Source organism: Pseudoalteromonas sp. TB25 (assembly GCF_000497995.1).
GTDB classification, from domain to species: domain Bacteria; phylum Pseudomonadota; class Gammaproteobacteria; order Enterobacterales; family Alteromonadaceae; genus Pseudoalteromonas; species Pseudoalteromonas distincta.
The window spans coordinates 1-21,080 of record NZ_AUTI01000366.1 but is presented as its reverse complement, the minus strand read 5'-3'; the positions used below and the strand labels follow the sequence as shown (position 1 = coordinate 21,080).

General features: G+C 37.6%; 20 protein-coding genes and 1 pseudogene. 6 read left to right on the top strand and 15 right to left on the bottom strand.

Features of this window, described 5'->3' with window-relative positions; genetic code table 11:
- The 3 genes from L652_RS0115725 to L652_RS0115715 form a co-directional block, all read right to left on the bottom strand.
- On the bottom strand, nt 1-253 hold a 253-nt coding region (locus L652_RS0115725), incomplete at its 3' end, for an alanine:cation symporter family protein (protein WP_024603542.1).
- Nucleotides 254-374: 121 nt separating this feature from the next.
- Nucleotides 375-1,286, bottom strand: a complete 912-nt coding sequence (locus L652_RS0115720; protein WP_024597588.1) for an arginine deiminase-related protein — start codon at nt 1,284-1,286, stop codon at nt 375-377.
- Entirely contained in the window at nt 1,283-2,356 is a 1,074-nt protein-coding gene (locus L652_RS0115715; RefSeq protein WP_024597587.1) for an ornithine cyclodeaminase, read from the bottom strand. The genes L652_RS0115720 and L652_RS0115715 overlap by 4 nt, the downstream gene beginning before the upstream one ends.
- 171 nt (nt 2,357-2,527) lie before the next feature.
- Between L652_RS0115715 and L652_RS0115710 the strand changes: the two genes are divergently transcribed.
- Nucleotides 2,528-2,959 carry an Lrp/AsnC family transcriptional regulator gene (locus L652_RS0115710; RefSeq protein ID WP_004334897.1) on the top strand — a complete coding sequence of 144 codons (432 nt, stop codon included), beginning with the start codon at nt 2,528-2,530 and terminating at the stop codon, nt 2,957-2,959.
- A gap of 200 nt (nt 2,960-3,159) precedes the next feature.
- Here L652_RS0115710 and L652_RS0115705 read toward each other — a convergent pair whose 3' ends face one another.
- The 3 genes and pseudogenes from L652_RS0115705 to L652_RS0115695 all read right to left on the bottom strand — a co-directional run bounded on the left by L652_RS0115705 (nt 3,160) and on the right by L652_RS0115695 (nt 6,336).
- On the bottom strand, nt 3,160-4,173 hold the full coding sequence (locus L652_RS0115705) for a patatin family protein (RefSeq protein WP_024597586.1): 1,014 nt from the start codon (nt 4,171-4,173) through the stop codon (nt 3,160-3,162).
- A gap of 283 nt (nt 4,174-4,456) precedes the next feature.
- Nucleotides 4,457-5,451 (bottom strand): annotated as a pseudogene (locus L652_RS01000000123955) (LLM class flavin-dependent oxidoreductase).
- Between the two features lie 141 nt (nt 5,452-5,592).
- Nucleotides 5,593-6,336, bottom strand: coding sequence for a siderophore-interacting protein (locus tag L652_RS0115695; protein ID WP_024597584.1), 744 nt, complete (start codon nt 6,334-6,336; stop codon nt 5,593-5,595).
- Nucleotides 6,337-6,540: 204 nt separating this feature from the next.
- On the opposite strand from L652_RS0115695, the gene L652_RS0115690 reads away from it, so the two are divergent.
- The 3 genes from L652_RS0115690 to L652_RS0115680 all read left to right on the top strand — a co-directional run bounded on the left by L652_RS0115690 (nt 6,541) and on the right by L652_RS0115680 (nt 8,702).
- Nucleotides 6,541-6,960, top strand: a complete 420-nt coding sequence (locus L652_RS0115690) for a MarR family transcriptional regulator (RefSeq protein ID WP_024597583.1) — start codon at nt 6,541-6,543, stop codon at nt 6,958-6,960.
- Between the two features lie 81 nt (nt 6,961-7,041).
- The gene (locus tag L652_RS0115685; RefSeq protein ID WP_004334808.1) at nt 7,042-7,455 is read left to right on the top strand and encodes a S24 family peptidase; all 414 of its coding nucleotides are present in this window, start codon (nt 7,042-7,044) and stop codon (nt 7,453-7,455) included.
- Nucleotides 7,443-8,702, top strand: coding sequence for a Y-family DNA polymerase (locus L652_RS0115680; protein WP_024597582.1), 1,260 nt, complete (start codon nt 7,443-7,445; stop codon nt 8,700-8,702). Before L652_RS0115685 ends, L652_RS0115680 begins: the two co-directional genes overlap by 13 nt.
- 27 nt (nt 8,703-8,729) lie before the next feature.
- Here L652_RS0115680 and L652_RS0115675 read toward each other — a convergent pair whose 3' ends face one another.
- The 5 genes from L652_RS0115675 to L652_RS0115655 all read right to left on the bottom strand — a co-directional run bounded on the left by L652_RS0115675 (nt 8,730) and on the right by L652_RS0115655 (nt 10,917).
- Nucleotides 8,730-9,191 carry a hypothetical protein gene (locus L652_RS0115675; protein ID WP_004334802.1) on the bottom strand — a complete coding sequence of 154 codons (462 nt, stop codon included), beginning with the start codon at nt 9,189-9,191 and terminating at the stop codon, nt 8,730-8,732.
- 439 nt (nt 9,192-9,630) lie between these two features.
- Nucleotides 9,631-10,149 (bottom strand): DUF4240 domain-containing protein, encoded by a 519-nt coding sequence (locus L652_RS0115670; RefSeq protein ID WP_024597581.1) that lies wholly within the window; start codon nt 10,147-10,149, stop codon nt 9,631-9,633.
- Complete coding sequence (locus tag L652_RS0115665) at nt 10,149-10,340, bottom strand: YwbE family protein (protein ID WP_004334795.1); 192 nt, start codon at nt 10,338-10,340, stop codon at nt 10,149-10,151. Before L652_RS0115665 ends, L652_RS0115670 begins: the two co-directional genes overlap by 1 nt.
- Before the next feature lie 68 nt (nt 10,341-10,408).
- A complete protein-coding gene (locus tag L652_RS0115660; RefSeq protein ID WP_024597580.1) occupies nt 10,409-10,690 on the bottom strand; it encodes a hypothetical protein in 282 nt (93 codons plus the stop codon).
- Nucleotides 10,691-10,704: 14 nt separating this feature from the next.
- A complete protein-coding gene (locus L652_RS0115655; RefSeq protein ID WP_024597579.1) occupies nt 10,705-10,917 on the bottom strand; it encodes a hypothetical protein in 213 nt (70 codons plus the stop codon).
- Between the two features lie 100 nt (nt 10,918-11,017).
- Here L652_RS0115655 and L652_RS0115650 point away from each other — a divergent pair, with 100 nt between their 5' ends.
- Nucleotides 11,018-11,827, top strand: a complete 810-nt coding sequence (locus tag L652_RS0115650) for an ion transporter (protein WP_024597578.1) — start codon at nt 11,018-11,020, stop codon at nt 11,825-11,827.
- 88 nt (nt 11,828-11,915) lie between these two features.
- Here L652_RS0115650 and L652_RS0115645 read toward each other — a convergent pair whose 3' ends face one another.
- Nucleotides 11,916-13,040 carry a DUF748 domain-containing protein gene (locus L652_RS0115645; RefSeq protein WP_024597577.1) on the bottom strand — a complete coding sequence of 375 codons (1,125 nt, stop codon included), beginning with the start codon at nt 13,038-13,040 and terminating at the stop codon, nt 11,916-11,918.
- 477 nt (nt 13,041-13,517) lie between these two features.
- On the opposite strand from L652_RS0115645, the gene L652_RS0115640 reads away from it, so the two are divergent.
- A complete protein-coding gene (locus L652_RS0115640; RefSeq protein ID WP_024597576.1) occupies nt 13,518-14,681 on the top strand; it encodes a GGDEF domain-containing protein in 1,164 nt (387 codons plus the stop codon).
- Nucleotides 14,682-14,913: 232 nt separating this feature from the next.
- Here L652_RS0115640 and L652_RS0115635 read toward each other — a convergent pair whose 3' ends face one another.
- The 3 genes from L652_RS0115635 to L652_RS0115625 all read right to left on the bottom strand — a co-directional run.
- Nucleotides 14,914-16,803, bottom strand: coding sequence for a bifunctional diguanylate cyclase/phosphodiesterase (locus L652_RS0115635; protein ID WP_253947744.1), 1,890 nt, complete (start codon nt 16,801-16,803; stop codon nt 14,914-14,916).
- Between the two features lie 339 nt (nt 16,804-17,142).
- Complete coding sequence (asd, locus tag L652_RS0115630; RefSeq protein ID WP_024597574.1) at nt 17,143-18,282, bottom strand: aspartate-semialdehyde dehydrogenase; 1,140 nt, start codon at nt 18,280-18,282, stop codon at nt 17,143-17,145.
- A gap of 203 nt (nt 18,283-18,485) precedes the next feature.
- Nucleotides 18,486-21,080, bottom strand: a 2,595-nt coding sequence (locus L652_RS0115625; protein WP_024603541.1) for a TonB-dependent receptor, incomplete at its 5' end; no start/stop codon positions are given.

Below are 21,080 nucleotides of genomic sequence, written 5' to 3'. Positions count from 1 at the left end.
CAGCCACACCGGCTAAATTACCAGTGCCTACTCGTGCGCAAAGCCCTGTACACAATGCTTGGAATGATGAAATGTCGTTTTTTTTACATTTGCTACTGCCTTTTAAAAGGCTAAACATATGTTTAAATTTAAGTATTTGAATTGCTTTTAGTCGTACTGAAAACCATACCCCCGTAAACAAGAGTATATAAATAAGTACTTGCCCTTCTCCCCATAAAAGGTTGTTTACGCTTTTGACGACGGTATCGAACATTGCTAATTCCTTCTTATATTTTTTATATTAATACCCTTTTTTGGGTATAACGGCATTTGCTTACGACATCGACTAAAAATTTAATGCAAATAAGGCAGCTAAGCTGCCTTAAAACTATACATTATTTATTTTGCAAATGAACTCCTGCAATCATGCACCTAACTGAGCCACCAGCCGACTCAATAGTAGGTATTGGTAATGGCACAAGCTTAGCCGTTTTTTGTATAACTGTTATTTGTGCCGGTGTAAGTGCATTAAACGCAGTTTGCGATAAGGCTAAAATACGACCATTTTTACCTTGTAGCTCAATAGCATTGCCACAAAAGTTATTAATTTGATCGAGTGATAAATCAATTACTTCGTGGTGGCTTTGTAAAAAATGAGTAACTAGCGCTTTACGCTCCTCACTTGGCACCATGTTTAAGCCAACCATTACAAACTCAGTTGCAACGCACATTAATACATTAGTGTGATATACCGCTGTACCTTTTTCATCATATGCATTAAATATAACGGGTTTTAATGCGAGCAAATTACAAACTGTATTAACAACCGATTGAGTTGTTCTTTTAGATTTTGCTGCATAAGCCAGTTTATATTGATGATCGAGAACCAGTGAGCCCGTGCCTTCTAGGAATGAATTTTCTTTCGCTAAATGCGCATAATCAGTCACAACCGTCACTTTATAGTGATCCGTTAAAAAATCAATAATATCTTTTCGATATTCTAACCTTCTGTTTTCTACAAACATTGGGTAGATTATTAATTCCCCACTTTGATGAGTAGAAAACCAATTATTTGGAAACACAGAGTCGGGAGTCTGTGTTTGCTCATCTTCAAAAAGGTGAACTTTTACCCCTTCATTTTTTAATAATTTTACTGCATTTGTGACTTCGCTATATGCTTGTTCACTTTGATTTGGTGCTAAGCATTCACTTTGAAATGCATTGTCGAGCATTGTTTGTGGGTTAGACGTAAAGTGATGCGGACGTACCATAACAACCGCACTCGGAGCTTGATTTACGTGGCTCATGCTACGTGCTCTTGTGCTGATGTTTGCTCTGTATTAAGTACCGAAAACAAGTTGCGCGGATCGGCTTGCTGTGTAATTAAATCGAGCAATGTAAATTCACCGCTTTTAATAAGTTGATCGCGTATAAATACAAGCGCTGTAAAGTCTTCGCTCGCAAAGCCTACACCATCAAAAATAGTTAATTCGTCTTGGCTAGTACGGCCAAGCGATTGCTTATTAACGACTTTATGAAACTCAGTTACAACAAAGCTTTCACTCATTTGTTGTATTTCGCCCTCTATTCGAGTTTGTGGCTCGTACTCTACAAATACATTAGCGCGCTCGAGTAATTTAGCATCTAACTCTGTTTTACCTGGGCAATCGCCACCTATGGCATTAATGTGCACACCTTGTGGGATCATGTCGTTTGTTAAAATTGTAGCATTGGTTTTATCGGCAGTGCAGGTTGTAATAACGTGCGCACCTTGCACAGCTTCCTGTGCGCTATTACAAATAGTTACGTTTAACCCGTAAGCACTTAAATTAGTAAATGCTTTTTTAGACGCGTTTGCATCTATATCGTATAAACGAATATGTGTTATGCCCAATACAGCTTTAAATGCCAGTGCCTGAAACTCAGACTGTGCCCCATTACCAATTAATGTAAGTGTTGTTGAGTTTTTTGGTGCTAAATACTTAGCCACCAGCGCCGATGTAGCCGCTGTACGTAGCGCTGTTAGTAGGCACATTTCGCTGATCATTACCGGATAACCACTATCTACATCGGCTAAAATACCAAATGCAGCGACTGTTTGAAGTTCTCGAAAGGTGTTTTTTGGGTGACCGTTTACATATTTACAGCTGAACATTTGGCCATCACTCACTGGCATTAGCTCTATTACACCCTCTGGTGAGTGTGCTGCATAGCGAGGTGATTTATCAAACTCTTTCCAACGGGCAAAGTCGGTTTCTAATTTATGTGTTAGCTCTAACAAAACGTTTTCGATACCTAAGCTATTTATAAGCTTAGCCATTGCCTGAACGCTAACAAACGGAACGCCTTGTTTTGGCTGTGCTATAAAATGACTCATGTTGAAACCTCTTAAATAAATGTATTAGTTAATTTAAAACAAGTTTAGCGAGGCCGCATGCTATTTAATATGGCAATTAGTTATACAAATTTTATTAATTTTTATCACTTTGCTATGCAGGTATATACAAATTGTGTATTTTAGTAGGCCATGCTCTAAAAGGTTTGATTTATGACTCCTTATATTTACGATTCCCTTGATAACGCTTTAATTGCTGAATTACGAAAAGACGGTCGCGCCTCTATCTCTGCTTTAGCAAGTTCTTTAAATGTGTCACGCGGGACAGTGCAAAATAGATTAGATCGATTAGTGAGTTCAGGCGCTATTTTGGGGTTTACTATAAGAGTGCATGAACACATAGAAACCGAAGCCGTTCGTGCAATTATGATGGTGGAAGTGATTGGTAAATCAACTTCTCAAGTTATTAAAACTATGCGTGGTATACCCGAACTTACAAAATTGCACACTACCAATGGTGCTTGGGATTTGGTAGCAGAGATACAGGCCGCGAATTTAAGTGAGTTTGATGGCGTACTTAGGCAAGTAAGAGAAATAGACGGTATTTTAAATAGTGAAACGAGCATATTACTTTCATCAACTTAAGTTATTTTTAATATTTAAAAGAATACTTAAATGACACCCATTTATAATGTTTTAAGTATTCACAAGGCACTTCCAATTAGAATCCAGGGGTTAATAAATGTACAAATTAGGGTGGGTGTCATTTAAATAAAAGGCATTTAAATAAATATTACTGCAACTTTAAGTCGCAGTATTATTCATGATTTGGGTATCCAATTTGCTTAATTGTAACGATACTCGCTTTGTGGGTAGTTATGCGTATTGCTGATCTCAAATTGGCTTTGCTGCGCTAAATAAGACCGACCTGCAGCTAAGCCTAATTTATGATCAAAACGTAAATCGTTATTAGAACTACCTAATAATTTGCTATGCAGTTTTTCGTTTGCAAAAATTTGGATTATTTCTACATCATCTGGTGGATTTGCAATAAACTCAAGCTCATCTAAATAAGCCTTCTCGTGCTGTATTAAGTAGTCTAATGTTTTTGGACAATAGCCCGATGCTATAGCAAATGTTCTTAGCTTTTGTACCCATGCAGATTGCGCTTGAAAATTAGCGTCAACCGTTCTTATTACAACAATTTTACGAGCACCTCGGTTGTAAGCCTCACGCACGGGGAGTGGAGCGGCTAAACCGCCGTCTAGATAAAAATCGCTCTGTGCTTGCTCTTCAACAATATGTGTTTCATTCGCTGCTTTTGCGTTTAACCAAGGTGTTAACTTTACACCTTGTTTGTATAAAAACGGAAGTGCGCTAGAAGCCTTTAACAAATCACGCCATTGACCACTATCACCTGTAGGCGATAAGTAATAAGCTTTTCTGTCTCGTGCATTTGTGGCTGTTATAAGTAGTTCACGCTCACCTAAACTAGTTTTCGCTGTTTTGAAATCTATAGCTCTGTTTACTTCAGTGGTTTTGTCAAAGTACCAATCTAAATCAACTATATGCTTACCCACTAATCCACGACCAAGCTGAAAAAAACGCTTATTACGCGAAAGCCCTCTGATCAGGCGTTTAGCGTAGCCTTTTTGGCGCGCTAAGTAGCTAGTTAAGTTTTGCGAACCCGCTGAAGTACCAATGAATAAATCAAAAGGGTCATAGCTTTGCTCTAACCAAGCATCAAGTACGCCAGCTGTGAATATCCCTCGCTGCCCGCCACCTTCAGCAATCAGAGCAACTTTTGGCTGCGCTGTTTTGTTAACTGAATTAGCTGTTGCGGTGTTTAGAGAGTTCACGGTGTACCTGCCTTTAATTTTATGATGTCTGGTTTAATAGCTACATTATAAAAAACAAAAGTGATATCTTAAAATTGATTGTTTAAATCAGTTCAATTGAAAAAACAGAACGGTATATAAAGCAAAATATTTACTAAAAATAGCAATCAAATTTACTTTGAATATTTAAATAACAAATACAGACATCACTTAAAGTTAATAAAATGAGTTAAAAAAGTTTAACTTTTGATGATGTCTGTATATTAACAAGCCCAGAGTGTACGCTTGCTTAACTAACTATATTTTAGTGTTTTATTTCCATTAAAATTTCGAGTGCACGGTGGCGTTTTTCACTATCGAATACATCATTGGTAAATATAAACTCATCCACTTCTAGCTGTTTAGCTATCATCTCTAACTTGTGTTTAATACTTACATGTCCGCCTACTACGCTTAGACTTAAAAAGTTCTCTACATGAGCGCGTTCTTGTTCGCTCCACAACCCGTCCATGCTTTCAACAGGCGGTTTTAGCCACAGCTCATTACCGCGTATAAGTTCGAGTACACGTTGCTTAGAAGTAGTCGATAAATATTGCGCTTCATCGTCGGTATCTGCAGNGCAGCCACTAAAGGCAGTGCAAGCATTACGTATGGCTTATCAAGTACGCTTGATGCTTTAAATTCGCGCTTATACAACGCTATTGCATCGTGCACAAAGCGCGGTGCAAAATGCCCTGCAAATACATACGGTAACCCTTTTTGCGCCGCTAGTTGCGCGCTAAATAAACTCGAGCCTAATAACCAAATCGGAACGTTTGTGTCCTCCCCCGGTATAGCACGTATAAGGTGCGTACCATTGTAAGGACCTAACAATGTTTGCAGTTCAGTTACCTCACCTGGGAAATTTTCTGCGCGGCTCATATCGTTGTTTAATGCACGACTCGTTACAGGATCGCTACCTGGGGCACGCCCTAGCCCTAAATCTATTCGCCCTGGATATAAGCTCTCTAATGTACCAAATTGTTCAGCAACAACTAATGGGGAGTGGTTTGGCAGCATAATACCGCCTGACCCAACGCGTATCTTTTTGGTATTACCTGCAATGTGACCAACCAAAATTGAAGTGGCCGCACAAATTATACCTGGCATATTATGATGCTCAGCAAGCCAAAAACGGTTAAAGCCAAGCTCATCTGCACGTTGAGCGTATTTAGTACTTTTATGAAGAGTGTTAGTAACGCTGTCCCCTTTGATCATGGGGGCAAGTTCTAATAACGAAAAAGGAATGGAATTTAACAAAATAGCAGCTCCTAAAAATGCATGCTAACAATGTATTACATCATTAGCATAAAACACTTAAATGGGTCTTCTATTAGGTCAATTCAAGTTACGCAGTGGTATTAGAGCAAAATAGGTATATGTTATTTTGCTCTAAGGTATTCAAGCAAGCTGTGCATCACGTTGGCGCAGCTTTTTATAGCCTTCTGAATCCACGCCTTTTTTCCAATACCCTGAGGAAACAATATTACCGCGTGGTATATTAAATTGCTCTGTTAACAATGTCTTTGCTTTACGCACAAGCCCAGCTTCCAATGCCATAAATACAATGGGAGGCTCTGCTGTAATGTGCAAATTTTGAAGCGCGCTTAGTAGCACTTCGTCAGCGTTGTCGGTAACAAGCCAATTAATATCGCGGCTTGTTTCTAAATCAATAATGTCTTGCTCAGTGGGCGCATGTACAAAAGCATCAATTTTTGAAGTTAAAGGTAATTGCTGCGCATACCCCTTTATTGCATTTACCGATGTTAAATCCCCTAGCAACACATAATGCGAATGCCCATAATTATCTAGCTTTTTAGGGCCTGGGCCTGCAATACCTACCTCATCACCTACTTTTGCAATTTTAGCCCAGTCAGTTGCCGGACCTTGGTGCATATTTATAACAAAATCCAGTGTTAACGCGCCTGTTTGTGCATCTACATGCCTTATTGTGTAAGATCGCATACACGCTGTTTTTAAGTTAAAATCTACTTCACCATTTTTTGGGATCAGTACTTTTACATAGTTACCAATGTGCTGTGAGGTTAAGTCGTTAAAATCATCAGAGCCTACAACAATGCGTTGTAGGTGTGGTGTGATTTGCTGCGTACTTAATATGTTAGCTTTGCGAATTTGTTTACCCATGCATTACCTCGTTTTACAAAACTTGGACTTTAATACCAACTTGCATAAATCTTTGATCAATTTAACAAATTAAATAAACCCCATATATAAGCAGATTGGTATAATAATTAGCTGCTATAAAAGCAGACATTGCACAACGCCCCATTGGTTGATAAAATCAACTATAACAAGTTAATTGACTTTGTCAACTACATTGAGAGTTTTATGAATACACCTTTATCAAATACGCTGTTTGAATTGATGCAAAATTACCGCGTCACAATTCGTGAAGCAATTAACGCAGGCGAACTTGGTATAAATGCTATGCACGTACGCTGCATACATATTATCGCGAACGTAAATAACTGTACGGCTAACGATATTGTTACTAAAACGCAGCGCGACAAAGCGCAAATAGCACGTTTAATTAAAGATCTTATTGGCTTAAATTTAATAAATAAACAGGCAAGTGAGCACGATAAGCGCTGCTTTATTTTGTCGCTCACAGAGCAAGGCAAAGTTCTTTTTGATAAGTTATTAGCCTCAGAGCAGAAAATAAATAATCAAATGTGTAAAAACTTAAAACCTCAGCAAATCAAAGACTTTTTAGATATCGCACAGCAAATGATCAAAAATATGGATTGATCGGTTATACATTTCTTGGCATAACTTACACAAAACGCATATACTGTACACTTATACAGTATATGCGTTTTAGGTTGTGTTATGTTTGTCATTCCCATTTATATAGAAGCAGGCGTGTGTGGTTTTGAATCGCCCGCAGCGCAGTACACCGAGCTAGGTGTAACCCTTGATGAGCTTTTAATAAAGCACCCAAATGCTACCTTTATTGGCCTAGCATCGGGCAACTCTATGCAAGAAGTCGGAATTTTTGAAGGGGACTTATTAGTTATCGACCGTGCAGAGCCTGCAGAAAATGGTGACGTTATTGTTGCTAACTTAAATGGTCTTTTTGTATGCAAGCTGCTTGATAAAACCAATGCGCGGCTGCTTTCAGCGTCTTCTTTACATAAGCCTGTACAACTAACCTCTGCAGACGAGTTTCAGCTCGAAGGCGTAGTAACGCTATCAATAAGAATGCACAGGCAAAGCCCAGAGTTACTAAAATGTATGCCTTAGTTGATGCTGTGTCATTTTATGCCAGTGCCGAAAAAGTATTCGACCCTGCTATTCGATCAAAACCCGTGGTTGTACTTACCAATAACGATGGCTGTGTATGCGCTATTTGCCCTATTGCTCGGCGCTTAAATATTCCTAAATTTGGCCCGTACTTTAAAGTTAAGCATTTACTTGAGCAAAACAACGTTGTTATTCGCTCTAGCAATTACGAGCTTTATGCTGATTTAAGCGACAAAATGATGAATATCATCGCTCGCTTTTGCGATACACAGCACATATACAGTATTGATGAATCGTTTTTGCACTTTGATGGCTACACATCATTAATTAAAGACTGGCATGAATACGGTCATACAATAAGGCGCACAGTATGGCGCGAAACAAAGCTACCTGTAGGTGTTGGTTTTGGCCCGACCCCTACTTTAGCAAAAGCCGCTAACCATGCCGCTAAAAAGCTCAGTGGTTTTAATGGTGTAGCAGTAATAAATAGCGAACAAACTCGCCAAGCTATTTTACAAAGAATGAGCTGCGAAGATGTGTGGGGGATAGGCCGGCGGCTAGCTAAAAAACTTAAAATAATGAATATACACACCGCCTGGGATCTTGCTCAGCAAAACCCTAGAGCAATGCGCCGTGCATTTAGTGTGGTTGTTGAACGCACAGTAAGCGAGCTTAACGGAATAACATGTTTAAACTGGGATGATGTACGACAAGACAAGCGGGAGATTTATTCGACCCGTAGTTTTGGAGAGCGCATATGTGAGCCAACAGCACTTAAAACAGCGCTAATTAACCATGTAACCACAGTGGCTAATAAACTAAGAGCGCAACACTCGCTCACTCACCAGCTTTATATTTTTGCAGCCAGTGGCGCGCACGAAAATAAATATTATAAAAAATCGTTTGTGTATAAGTTCCCCTCACCCACTAACGACACCTGCGTGATGGCTAATGCTGTATCTGAGGTATTTAATAAGATTTACCAACCCGGTATACGGTTTTATAAATGTGGTGTGGGTGCGGTAGAGCTAATATCAGAACAGTTTCAGCAAAATGACTTATTTAATAAAAGCCCTGATAATCCAAAACTTATGCAATGCTTAGACACAATTAACAATCGATACGGAAAAGGAATGCTAAGCCTTGCAAGTAGTAAATTAAATGACCGGTGGCACATGAACCGTGATTTTTTGTCGCCGCAGTACACTACGCGTTGGCGCGATATCCCTAAAATATACTGCGAATGATTTGCTACTTACTACTTACTAGATGCTTTATTTACTCTCATCTGCTTTTTTAAATGTGCACTCTACATTGGGTTCGCTCAATGTGTATTTGAGTGTGTTATCAGCTAAAAATTTGATACTTTGACTGATTGTTTTTTCGTTTGCAGGGCTTTCACAACGGCTCATTCTTAAGCCGTTTTCAAGGCCATCACTTTTATATTTAAGAGTGCTGGTTATAAAGCAAAAGTTTGGTTTTTTAATGGTTCGGGTACCATTGTGGAGCGATCCAAATACAATTTGCTCACCAAGTTTAAAACCAGCACTTAAATCACTTTCATCTGTCAAACTCAAATTGCTGTTAACGCATAACCCTGAGTTGCTCGACACAACTTCGTAGGCTCCCAATTTTGACTTTAAAAGCGGTATAAATCGTGTTTTATTACTCGGCTCAGAAAAAGCATTTGCACTTGTAAAAGCGACAGTTAATAAAGCGAGTGTTAAATATTTCATTTCGTGGGTGTATCCTCGTGAGTCAGCGTGTTAAATAATAGCAAAATGCCTAATCACTTAGCTTTTATAACTTTTAACAACTATAACAGAGATTTACTATAAAAGGAGAGAAGTCGTATTCAGGAACTAAGACACGAGCAGCTAAGGGAGTTTTGCTCGACTATTACTGATTCTTACATGTGTGTAAGCCAGTAAGATAACGCAAGAGCAATTACCGATCCCATTAGGTAACAAACCTCGTGCCACAAATAAATCCCTTAGATTGAACACATTTAAATCCACAAAGATTCATCCTAGATACTGCATTACAAACCATTTTGCTGTTAAGTACTTTAGTTAATATGTACTTAAACAACAAAACGATTTATATCAATGCGCTTACTTGTAGGGAAATTAAACTCATTAAATTGTTTAAATAGCGCACAAATTACTATTTATTTTATTGCCAGTACTTTGCAAATAATAAAGGGTAGCTTTGCTTTAAAAACTTAGGTTTGTCTTTAAAACGTTTGCCTTTGGGTTCATCGCTGCCTGATGGAATAAACGGTAATTCGTCTTCGCTGCGTTCTTCAAATAATAAACCGGCTATTAAATCATACTCATCAATATACGGGTAAGGCTGCTCATTTAAGTAATAAACAGGTGTACACTGCGCTAACGAATCAGCATTTTCTAAAGCGTTTTCGAAAACTGTTTTACCACGCGAAATTAACCAACATCTAAACTCGCTAAAACCGTAATCGTCATTACATCCAGCCATCACAAAGGCGGCACCAAACAAATCCCAGGTAAAACATTTACGCATATGTATGCCAAAGTGCTTATCAAAATCAATAAGGTGCTGATCGCTTAAATCATTCAGTTTGTTTTTTAGGTTATCGCTCACACTTTGCGGATCGAGCCCTAAATCAGGCGTTGTTACTAAATCCCAAAAAGCCTGCTCTGTTAACGTTGCCATTATAAAATCTCTTTTACTCGGCCAACTTGACCATCTTCTAAACGTACTTTAATGCCGTGTGGGTGGTTTGGTGATTTTGTTAAAAGGCGCTCAACCACACCCTCAGTTAATGTGCCGCTGCGTTGATCTTCTTTTAATACAATATTTACTGTGGTACCTGGTGAAATTTGCGAACGCGAAGGAACAGCCATAATTTAAACCCTAAAAATAATTTATCTAATTATAACGTCCATGTGATGTCATACCAACTAAACCGCTGTTAATTGGCTAAAAATGAGATGTGTGCTGGTTTTGCGTTCAACTTAATAGCTGCTAGCTGGCTAAGTATAATCTGCGTTAACTCATCAAGTTGCGGTTTTGCATCTTCACGGGCTACCTCATCAATAAAGTAACATTGTACTTTTAACGTGTTTACTTCGTTATTTAAATCAACTGTATGCGTTAGATAATCAAAATCAATTACCATTTCTTTTATTGCTTCGCATGTATTAGTAAGTGCTAGTCTAATGTGCTTATCGCGCTGCTTTTGAGTTTTAGTCATAATATAAGGGTTACTTATTTAGTTTCTGCTTGTTGCTGTTTTTTAAACTCTTCGTAGTTAGAGTCTTGTTTATCTAGGCATTCGTAATATTCTTTGTCAGCTTTATAATTACACTCATCAAGGCGCGCCGATTGAACTTCATGAAAACGCGCGTCAGAGCTACAACCTGCTAAAACACATAATCCAACAATAAGTAATGCGCTACTTTTTGGTTTATTGATAAACATTAAATTTCCTTACACTTTCTATATCGAAAAAGCGTTAAATTATTACGATACTATTGTATATTAGCGCCATAAAATCTTAATATCCAAAGGATCTATTACTATGATGTCGCAGTTACAAAAGTTGTTTCAGCGTATAGACAAAAGCAAGATATTTCAATCATTTGTTATAGCTGTAATTATTGTTTCTGCCCTTACAGTAGGTGCACACACTTACTCACTACATCCTACCGTAGAGCTTGCTCTAAATTGGATGGATGTTGGCATTACTGCATTCTTTTTAATTGAACTAATAATTCGCTTTGTTGCAAGCAAAGGCATTAAAGACTTCTTTTCTAAGGGATGGAATATATTTGACACTATCATAGTATTGGGCAGTTTATACCCTGCTGCTGGCTCTACAATGTTAATAGCTAGGCTGTTGCGCATATTTAGAGTGTTACGATTGGTTTCGATGATCCCAGAGCTGCGCTTATTGGTTAACTCATTGCTTAAAGCCATTCCACAAATGGGTTATATAGCCCTATTAATGTTTGTTATTTTTTATATATACGCTGCAATGGGTAGCATGATGTTTGCTGAAATCAATCCCGTACTTTGGCAAGATGTTTCAATCTCCATGCTTACTCTGTTTAGGGTGGCAACATTTGAAGATTGGACCGACATAATGTATGAAACAATGGCGGTGTACGAACTAAGCTGGATTTATTACCTTACGTTTATATTTTTAACCGCATTTGTATTTTTAAATATGATGGTAGGTGCCATTTTAGAAGTAATGAGTGAAGAGCACCGCAAAGCGCGAGAAGAACTCGCAGACGACAGCTCATTACCTGCAACGCAAGGGCAAGTAAACGAACTACAATCCCAAATTGCTGAGCTTAAAGAGCTATTGAGTAACCGCAAAAACTAATCTGAGAAAAGTACTAAAGCACCCACTTAAAGTTTAAAAAGTGGGTGCAGCTTAAGTATTTAACTAAAACGAACATTACCAAAGAGCTTTAATTCTCCTCGTTATCAGATTTTTCATCCGTATCTTCAAAAGAAATAACGTTATCTACTTTCATTTTAAACGCATCAAAAAATGCGTTTTCTAATACCGAAATCACAGCTTGAAAAGTCGAAACATCCGTATTATCTAATTGCCCCTCTATAGGGATACGTGCAGCAACAAGTTTAGACTCATCGTTTTCGAGTATAGAGCCCAGTAAATCAACACTGCCTTCAAATATGGCCGTAAATATTCCATCGTCATCTTTTTCTATATCTTCGCGCCACGAGAACACACTCAAGTTTTGAACGCCCGCTTTTACATAACCATTTAAGTTATTGTCTTTAGCCACCAATTCCATAGCGCCATCAATGCCACCCGCTTCAATATCAAAAGGCGTGTATACTTTAAATACAGTATCGAGGTTTTTAACAGAGAAACGCTGTACCTCTGCGTTAAAATCAAAATTGGCTTGTTTGCTAAAGGGATCTAATTTGCCATCAAACTTTAATGCGGCCTCCCCCATTAATGCACCTTCTACGCTTAGAGTAGTCACTAGTGTTTTTGATAGGTTTTGCGCGTTGGTTATATTTTCAATTCGAGCGTTGATATTTGATATAAAAGTGGGTTTTTCACCACTATTCGTTGAGTTAACTAAAGTTAACTTGCCTTGCTCAATTGTTAAGGTATCAATAGAAAACAGTACTAAATTATTGGCGAGACCTACCCAAGTAGTTTCGTCTTTTACTTGTTTATTTTGCTCAGAAGCATTGGGGTCTTTATCATAAATAACTATTTTAGGGCGCGTAAACGCCATGTTTGTTACTAAATTCCCTTTTAAAAGGGCTGACCACGCAAGTGAAAAATCGAGAGTTTGAATACTCAGCAAAGGCTTAGGAGCTGAAGTTGCATCAACAGCATAAATTTCAACGTCGTCAATTGCGTAGGCACCGCGATATAAAAACAAATCTACGTCACCAACATGCCCAGTAACACCTTGTGTGTGTTTTAGCTGATAATTTACGTAGTGCTGAACTACATAAGGCGCGGCTATTCGCGTTAGTATAAGTAACACAACCAGCGCTATTACACCTTTAAGGTATTTGTCATGAAATATTTTGGATGAAAAATGCATTGTAATTTCCTTTACTAAAAACGGGGGCCTTTTGACCTTTCAGGGTTAAATTTTTCTATATAAAGGGCTGCGTATGTTTAATATTTATTTTTATAAAGCACTTATGAAGATAGCCACACAACATAAACTCTGCTTTACCTAAAACCTAAACGTACAGCTACAAATTTAACCTAGAAGAATAAATAAGCCCTAGCTGAATTCTTTAATTAAGCAAATAAATAAACGTGTAAAAATTACTAATAATTGTAATTTAAATACCTGTTAGGAATAAAATTATAAACAAAGCAAAGCCATATAAGCTTAAAGCTCTAAACAACAGTTATTACAGCAAGGGATATACCACTATTCAAATACACAACTTAAGAAATGATTGCATACATATCTATTTACAATTTAGCTAACTAATAACCGGCGTTAGGTCGAATAAACCGCTTTCATCTACTAAAGTAAAATTAACGCAAACAAGAATAAAAATACATGAATCCTATTTTTTATATATTAGTTACCCTCTTTTTCACCAGTATTATTTGGTCTGTCATATTTTTAATGTCGTGGTATACGTTAGGTAAAAAGCAATATGCCATGCTTTGGACAATCGCATTTGCATTCTCTGCATGCCAATGGGCAACAATGTTGGCAGAACCATTATTTAACTCAAACACATTATATTGGATGTTAGGAAGTAGCTTCTCTGTAGGTTCAGTACTGCTAGGTACGTGGGGGCATTGCATTAGGGTAAACTCGGGTATAAAAATTCGCTATTTAATTATCTCAGCAATAGTTACTCTTGCTGCTGTCTATTATTTTACAGCTATATATGTGCATGTTGGCTTATTTATGTCCTTGTATGTGTATTATGATGTGATTTTACTTGTACTCAATGCAGTTATTATTTTCAGGCATAAACAAAAATCACTTCCTGCCGAAATAGGCGCTAGTATTACTTATACGCTATGTGGATTACTTTTATTTGTTGCAGCAAGCATAGCGTTACTGCAAGGCAGCCAAGTAAATGAAGAATATATAGCGCTGTATACATTAATTAATTTTATTACTGTCCCTACTGCACATGTAGGCATGGCCGTATTCATAATATTTATGATGGCATCAGATTTAGCTGAAAAAATGAACCATCTTGCAATGAGCGACGAACTTACAGGCTGCTTAAATAGGCGTGGATTCTATAATAAAAGCCAAGAGCAACTAAAAGATAAACTTAATAATTATAACTACGTCAGCTTAATTTATTGGGATATAGATAAATTTAAAAAAATAAACGATGAATTTGGACATGCAGGTGGTGATTTAGTTTTAGTAGAAGCTGCAAAAATAATGCAAAACTGCATAAACCCATGTGATTTATTTGGCCGCATTGGCGGCGAAGAATTTGCTTTATTAATAGCAAGAAACGACGAATCGTCAGCTAAAGATCTTCCCGAAAAACTAAGAAATGCACTGGCCAGTTACCCAATTCATTTTAACGATAAAGTAATTAATGTAACGGCAAGTTTTGGCGTAATAAATATTAAATGTAATAAAACGACAATTGAGAGTGCAATAAATGAAGCAGATAAAGCACTCTACCATGCCAAGAATGAAGGGCGTAATCAGGTAGTTCATATAAGCGAATTAAGTCAATAAAAGTTCATTATAACTAAGGCCTACCTATCTTTTAGGTTGAATTTTCGGCAGAATCTTTAGGCAAATAGCATTAAAAAAACGAGGCGGATTGCTCCGTTTTAAGTTATTTTCATATGAATGTAAGCTAATAGAATAACACAAAAGAAGTTACCGCTCGCAGCGAGCCAGAAGCACACGGCACGCTTAAATCGAACCTAGATAAAACAAACTTTGTGCCTGAAAAGTCAGCGCTCTAACTAATAAGTTTAAGCGCATCGGCAAATCTAACTGGTTTACTGAATATAAAACCTTGATACTTATCAATTTGTAAGCTTTGTAATAACGTTAACTGAGCTGTATTTTCTACGCCTTCAGCTATTACCTGGCAACCAATCATATGCGACATGTTAGTTACCGCAGATACAATACTTTTATCTTTTGAGCATTCACAAATGTTATCAATATAAGATTTATCTATTTTAATGTAATCAACTGATAGCTCTTTTAAAACCGATATAGAAGAAAACCCAGTACCAAAATCATCAATAGAGATACGCACACCGGTATTTTTTATGGCCGTAATCACTTTTGACAAATACGGTAAATTTTTAATCATCACTGTTTCTGTTATTTCTAAATGCACATTGTATGGTTTAACAGCATATCTATTTAGAAGAGCAACTAAAAAATCTAAAAAATTATGGTTTTCTAGTTGCAACACCGACACATTAATCGACAATCCAATCTTACTATTCACAGCGTTTAACTTACTTAAACTCGCGATGGCTTGCTCTAGTACAAATTCACCTAATATATTAATTTTCCCATATCGCTCTGCAATATCTATAAATTCTGAAGGGGGAATAAATTCATCATTAAACTGCCAACGAAGTAGTACTTCAAACGTGGTTATTTCATTTGTACTTATATCAACAATAGGTTGATAACACAGATGAAAGTCACCTTTTTCTACGCACTCTTTAATTGAGCTGCGAAGTACTTCTTCTCTTTTAAGCGATTCATGCATTCGCTCGTCAAATACCGATATTTCGTTACGGCTTTTCTTACCTTCATACATAGCAACATCAGCGTATTTAATCGCGTCTTCAAGATTAAAGTTTTCACGCGTAAAATACAGCCCAACCTTAAAAGAAGGGTTTACTTGATAGCTATCCATGCTTACTGTTTTCGTTAAAGTTTTAACTAATCTAAAAACACAGTCAAAAAGTTCGTCTTCGGTGTTACTACGAGAATAAAAAATAAACTCATCCCCTCCCCAACGACAAGCAATAAAGTCGCCTTGGGTTTGTGTTTCAACTAATCGTTTACCTGTTTGGGCCAGAACAAAGTCACCAAAATCGTGACCGTATTTATCGTTGATGATTTTAAAGTCATCCATATCTAAAAATAAAACGGCTTTAATATCATCATTTTGATTGGCTAAATCAAGTTCAACATTAGAAACAAAGCTCCCCCTGTTAAACAATTTAGTTAAATTATCTTTTTGCTCTAAAAGGATTATTTGTTCGGTACGAAGTTGCACTTCGTTTTCTAAGTTTTCAATAAATTGATCTAACTTAAGTTCATTATTAATTGATGACTTTACATCTTTAGCAGAACGTACAGCGGTAACAAAACACAAAATAAACCATAAAACGAGCCCTAAAATACCTAGTACATTCTCATCTTCAATAGGCTGTAAAAGTAATAAAATACTAAAAGGAACCAGTAAACAGGTTATATACGACAAGGAGGAACGAATATCAGAAGCTAAAACATTTACACCGCCACCAGCAAGGGAGCTAAAAACAACCAATGATACAAATTTTTCCTGCATTTGCATGTTTTCATAAAACAAAATGGGGAAAGCAGCCCAAGTTACGGCTGTTAATAATAAACCTATAAAATACAGATGATATTTAAAAGCATGGGTGTTGTTAACAAATACATGGCTGGCTATTCGAAGTAATGAAATAAATGATAACGTAAAAAGCCAGTAAAGTTTTTCTTGCGAGGCGCTGTGGTTAATACTGCTAAAAATAAGAAAACAAGAAACAACCGTGTTTATAGCAATTGCAGAACTAAAATAGGAGCTAACAAATGCTAATCGCTTATTGGCAAAGTTATTTATATGAGAGGTCATTAATGTTACTTGAATAGGCTGTTGCACAATGTAAACAGTTTACTTAAGTTCAATAATAAACAACAGTGAACATTCATAAAAAAGTATTGTTTAAGCCTCTTAAGCGGTTTTATAAGCCATTAAACTAAAAAGGGCTGGCAAATTGCCAACCCCTTTTGTTAATACTAATTATATATTATACCAATTCGCTTAATTAAGTGATCTATTTTGAGGGAAGAAAAATCGTGTCGATAACAAGGCAAAGATTTCGTTATTTAGTTGTTCTATATCAGAAATATTTAACGTAGTTAGCGTCAGATTTAACCCCTCAAATTGATTAAGTATTATTGCGAATTGGTATTACTCACCATCAACAATTATGCGTAGCATACGACGAAGTGGCTCTGCCGCTCCCCACAAAAGCTGATCGCCTACTGTAAATGCGCTGATGTATTTTGGCCCCATCGCTAATTTACGAATACGGCCAACAGGAATTGTTAAAGTGCCTGTTACTTTAACGGGTGTTAAGTCTGTTGCGCTAATTTCACGCTCGTTAGGAATAACCTTAACCCACTCGTTATGAGACGCTAAAATTTCTTCAATTTTTTCTACGCTAATATCTTCACGTAATTTAATGGTCATCGCTTGTGAATGACAACGCATAGCGCCAATACGTACACATAAACCGTCAATAGGCACTGGTTGCTTTGAAGAACCTAAAATTTTGTTCGCTTCAACTTGCGCTTTCCATTCTTCTTTAGACTGACCGCTTGGCATGGGTACGTCAATCCACGGGATTAAACTGCCCGCTAATGGCACACCAAATTGGTCTTGTGGTAAGTCTTTTGACGCCATTGTTTCACTTACTATTTTATCAATTTCTAAAATAGCAGAGCTTGGGTTATCTAGTTTATCTGCAACACTTGCATGAATAGCGCCCATTTGTGCAATAAGCTCTTTCATATTTCGTGCACCAGCGCCCGACGCCGCTTGGTAAGTCATTGGGCTTACCCATTCAATTAGGTCTTGCTCAAATAAACCACCTAATGCAAGTAGCATCAGCGATACAGTACAGTTACCGCCCACAAAGGTTTTAACGCCTTGCTCTAAGCCTTGTTCAATAACATCTTTGTTTACGGGATCAAGCACTATAATGCTGTCCTCACTCATACGCAGCGCTGAAGCTGCATCAATCCAGTAACCATCCCAACCCGACTCTCGAAGCTTTGGATGTACCGCATTGGTGTAGTCACCGCCTTGGCAAGTAACAATAATATCCATTTTAGCAAGTTCGCTAATGTCACTTGCATCTAGTAATGGTTTTGCGTCGCCTGCTATATCTGGGCCTAGTTGACCCGCTTGTGAGGTGGTGAAAAAGGTGGTGTCGATATGGGCAAAATCACTTTGCTGCTGCATACGTTCTAATAACACAGAGCCAACCATGCCACGCCAACCGACTAATCCTACTTTTTTCATTGTTTGTTCCACTGTTTGATTCATAAAAGATGCCTTAATACATTAAAAATTAAATTCATTGCGTGAGATTTAATTTTCATTAACGCTAAACTAACACTCGTAGACGGCTAAAACTAGTGAATAAAACAGAACTTAAATATTTTTCATAGTCATAAAAAAGCCCTGTATTAAATACAGGGCTAATAGGTAATTAGGTTTTATTATATCCCCCTTCCTTGGGTAGAAAATTAAAACTCGTAGCTAAAGCTTAAACTAAACTCAGTGCCTTCTTCTTGACGCCAAAGTGGTAAGTTTTCTTGTTCAATTTCTTTTTCTTGGCCAAGTATATTTTTAACTTTAAAATTAACTTTAGTATTAAAGTTAGGGAAGTAAGAATAAACTAAATCAAGAGAATGAAATGACTTTTCTTCTGCGTCTTCGTTACCACGCGTACCTGGTACGATTATGCGCGGCCCAAACACGTTATAAACAACTGAAGTAGAATGAAAACCATCAGCAGAGTCATAACCCATTTGTAAGTTTGCTACCCATTCAGAATGACCAACTAAACGACGTTTATTATTAGTAACAATGTTAGAAACAGAGTCAGCTTCAAGCGCCTCTTTTAGTTGTTGTTCAAATAATGAATCAACCCCATCAGCATCGTTTATGCCAAGCTCAACACTTGAATCCGATAGAGTAACGTTACCTGATAAAAATATGGCAGATAAATCATTATGAATAAAACTAAAGTCAGTTAAAAAGTCTACCTCAATACCTGTTAGTTCACCCGACTGCGCATTTGCTGTTAGTAATTGCGGAGCAGCTCCACCAACACCCGCTAACTCAACCATTTCAATTGGGTTTTCAATATCTTTATAAAACAAAGCAACTGATAGATTGTTTCCTGAAGGCATGTACCACTCAAACCTAAAGTCAGCATTTTTTAGCTTAGAGCTTTGAAGTGTAGGCGAGCCTCGCACTAAAAACTCTGTTAGTGGGTCAACATAATAAGTTGAGCTTACATCACGCATATCTGGGCGAATCGTCGTTTCACTTAAGTTTAAGCGAAACTGCATTTCTTCATCCATAATATAAGTAATTGCTAAAGAAGGAAAAAAGTTATCTTCTTTTATTGCAACTTCGCTCACTTCTTCAATTGTTCCATCAAAGAAATTAGTATGAGCCTGAAAAGGCACTGATATTTGAGAAAAGTCTTCCCAACGAATACCACCGGTTATACGCCATGTGTTTTCGTAGAAAAAGTCGGCCATAAAATAATAAGCGTCTAACTTATGTGCAGCGCTGTACTTATCACCATCTGCGGTACCATCATCAAAAATACCAGAGCCTGTAATACTTGTATAAAACTCACTATTAGCTAAATTTTCGTCAGAAAAAATTTGGTCTATGTTTGAGCCAAATGTATATTCATCTGTTATACCACGGTGCGTAATACCAAATTGAATATTACTTGCATCACGTTTTTTTTCAGAAAAATCGCCACCCACCTTAAGCTCTAACTCATAGCCATCACCATAAAACGGGATGCCCATATTCCAACCATACGTATCTACGTCATCATGCAAAGTTTGATAATCACGCGTTACGTTAGTAGCAGCAACATCTTGTAACTGCTCTGATTCAAATACACCATCATTTAAGTTAGTTTGAAAAACAACATCTAACGCACCTGGAGCATCCCTGTTGGCGCGGCTTGTACCGGCATACCAATCAAAAAATAAATTTTCTAATTCAGGAAAGTTATGCGTCCCTTTGAGCTGCGTAGAGAACATTTCACGCTCTTCATACATAACGTCAACACGGCGTAACTCAGTAACACCTTCTTCTGACTCGTTAGCATCGAAAAAGTCACGATTACGCACTCTGTCACTCATATCATGCAGAGCTATATTCGTTAGTTCAAATTTATGGTTATTATTAAATTCATAACCTAAATTTAATGTGCCACTCCAACGAACGGTTTGTTCAGTAGATATGCCATCATAAGTTTGTGCAAAACATTTATCTTCGCAGCCCAAACTACCTAAATTTGTACCGCTTTGCTCTTTAACTACTTCCCATTCATTGTCATAGGAAACAGCGGCTAGAACGCCAAAAGTACCTACTTCAGACTCAAACCTATCACCTAGTGCTACTGAAAAATTCATGCCTGGATCAACGTCTTTCTCAGTAGGTCCAACTTGCCAATCTAGAGATTGTAAGAGCGCTTGACGCTGCTCAAGCGAAGTACTGCTGTCACCTTCAAGTCCTGCATCACTTTTAAGCGCTGTAGAAATTAATGAAGGTAAAGCACGTGTACCATCATCGCGCCCCATCCAATCATCATCACCACCACTGTAAAAATAACCGGTGTCACTGTTAGAGGTGTTATATGAAGTACCTAACTGTATTTTAAACAAAAAATCAGAAGGAATAGATTTGGTGCGTATATTTACATTACCACCACCAAAGTGCGCTGGCATATCAGGAGAAAACGATTTCTGCACACTTAAGCTTTCAATAATATCCGATGGAAATAAATCCAGTGGAACAACTGATCGAGTGGGATCTGGGCTTGGAACATACATGCTATTAAGTTGGGTACTTGAATAACGCTCACCCAAACCACGAACATAAATATATTTACCATCGACTAAGGTTAAACCAGTCACACGACGAAGCGCTGAAGCTGCATCGCCATCACCTGTGCGTGATATTTGATCAGCACCCATAATATCAGCAACAAATGCCTGATTTTGACGCTCTTGTAGTACTGCGCCTGCACTACCTTTTAGTCGCTGGCCAACAGCAACTACTTCTTCTATTTCTTGCTCTTCGGC

Bases quoted from the DNA above. Each gene is read 5' to 3' on its own strand.
- L652_RS0115720 (WP_024597588.1), bottom strand. From the start codon at position 1,286: ATGAGCCACGTAAATCAAGCTCCGAGTGCGGTTGTTATGGTACGTCCG.
- L652_RS0115715 (WP_024597587.1), bottom strand. From the start codon at position 2,356: ATGAGTCATTTTATAGCACAGCCAAAACAAGGCGTTCCGTTTGTTAGC.
- L652_RS0115710 (WP_004334897.1), top strand. From the start codon at position 2,528: ATGACTCCTTATATTTACGATTCCCTTGATAACGCTTTAATTGCTGAA.
- L652_RS0115695 (WP_024597584.1), bottom strand. From the start codon at position 6,336: ATGGGTAAACAAATTCGCAAAGCTAACATATTAAGTACGCAGCAAATC.
- L652_RS0115690 (WP_024597583.1), top strand. From the start codon at position 6,541: ATGAATACACCTTTATCAAATACGCTGTTTGAATTGATGCAAAATTAC.
- L652_RS0115685 (WP_004334808.1), top strand. From the start codon at position 7,042: ATGTTTGTCATTCCCATTTATATAGAAGCAGGCGTGTGTGGTTTTGAA.
- L652_RS0115680 (WP_024597582.1), top strand. From the start codon at position 7,443: ATGTATGCCTTAGTTGATGCTGTGTCATTTTATGCCAGTGCCGAAAAA.
- L652_RS0115675 (WP_004334802.1), bottom strand. From the start codon at position 9,191: ATGAAATATTTAACACTCGCTTTATTAACTGTCGCTTTTACAAGTGCA.
- L652_RS0115670 (WP_024597581.1), bottom strand. From the start codon at position 10,149: ATGGCAACGTTAACAGAGCAGGCTTTTTGGGATTTAGTAACAACGCCT.
- L652_RS0115665 (WP_004334795.1), bottom strand. From the start codon at position 10,340: ATGGCTGTTCCTTCGCGTTCGCAAATTTCACCAGGTACCACAGTAAAT.
- L652_RS0115660 (WP_024597580.1), bottom strand. From the start codon at position 10,690: ATGACTAAAACTCAAAAGCAGCGCGATAAGCACATTAGACTAGCACTT.
- L652_RS0115655 (WP_024597579.1), bottom strand. From the start codon at position 10,917: ATGTTTATCAATAAACCAAAAAGTAGCGCATTACTTATTGTTGGATTA.
- L652_RS0115650 (WP_024597578.1), top strand. From the start codon at position 11,018: ATGATGTCGCAGTTACAAAAGTTGTTTCAGCGTATAGACAAAAGCAAG.
- L652_RS0115645 (WP_024597577.1), bottom strand. From the start codon at position 13,040: ATGCATTTTTCATCCAAAATATTTCATGACAAATACCTTAAAGGTGTA.
- L652_RS0115640 (WP_024597576.1), top strand. From the start codon at position 13,518: ATGAATCCTATTTTTTATATATTAGTTACCCTCTTTTTCACCAGTATT.
- L652_RS0115635 (WP_253947744.1), bottom strand. From the start codon at position 16,803: ATGACCTCTCATATAAATAACTTTGCCAATAAGCGATTAGCATTTGTT.
- asd (WP_024597574.1), bottom strand. From the start codon at position 18,282: ATGAATCAAACAGTGGAACAAACAATGAAAAAAGTAGGATTAGTCGGT.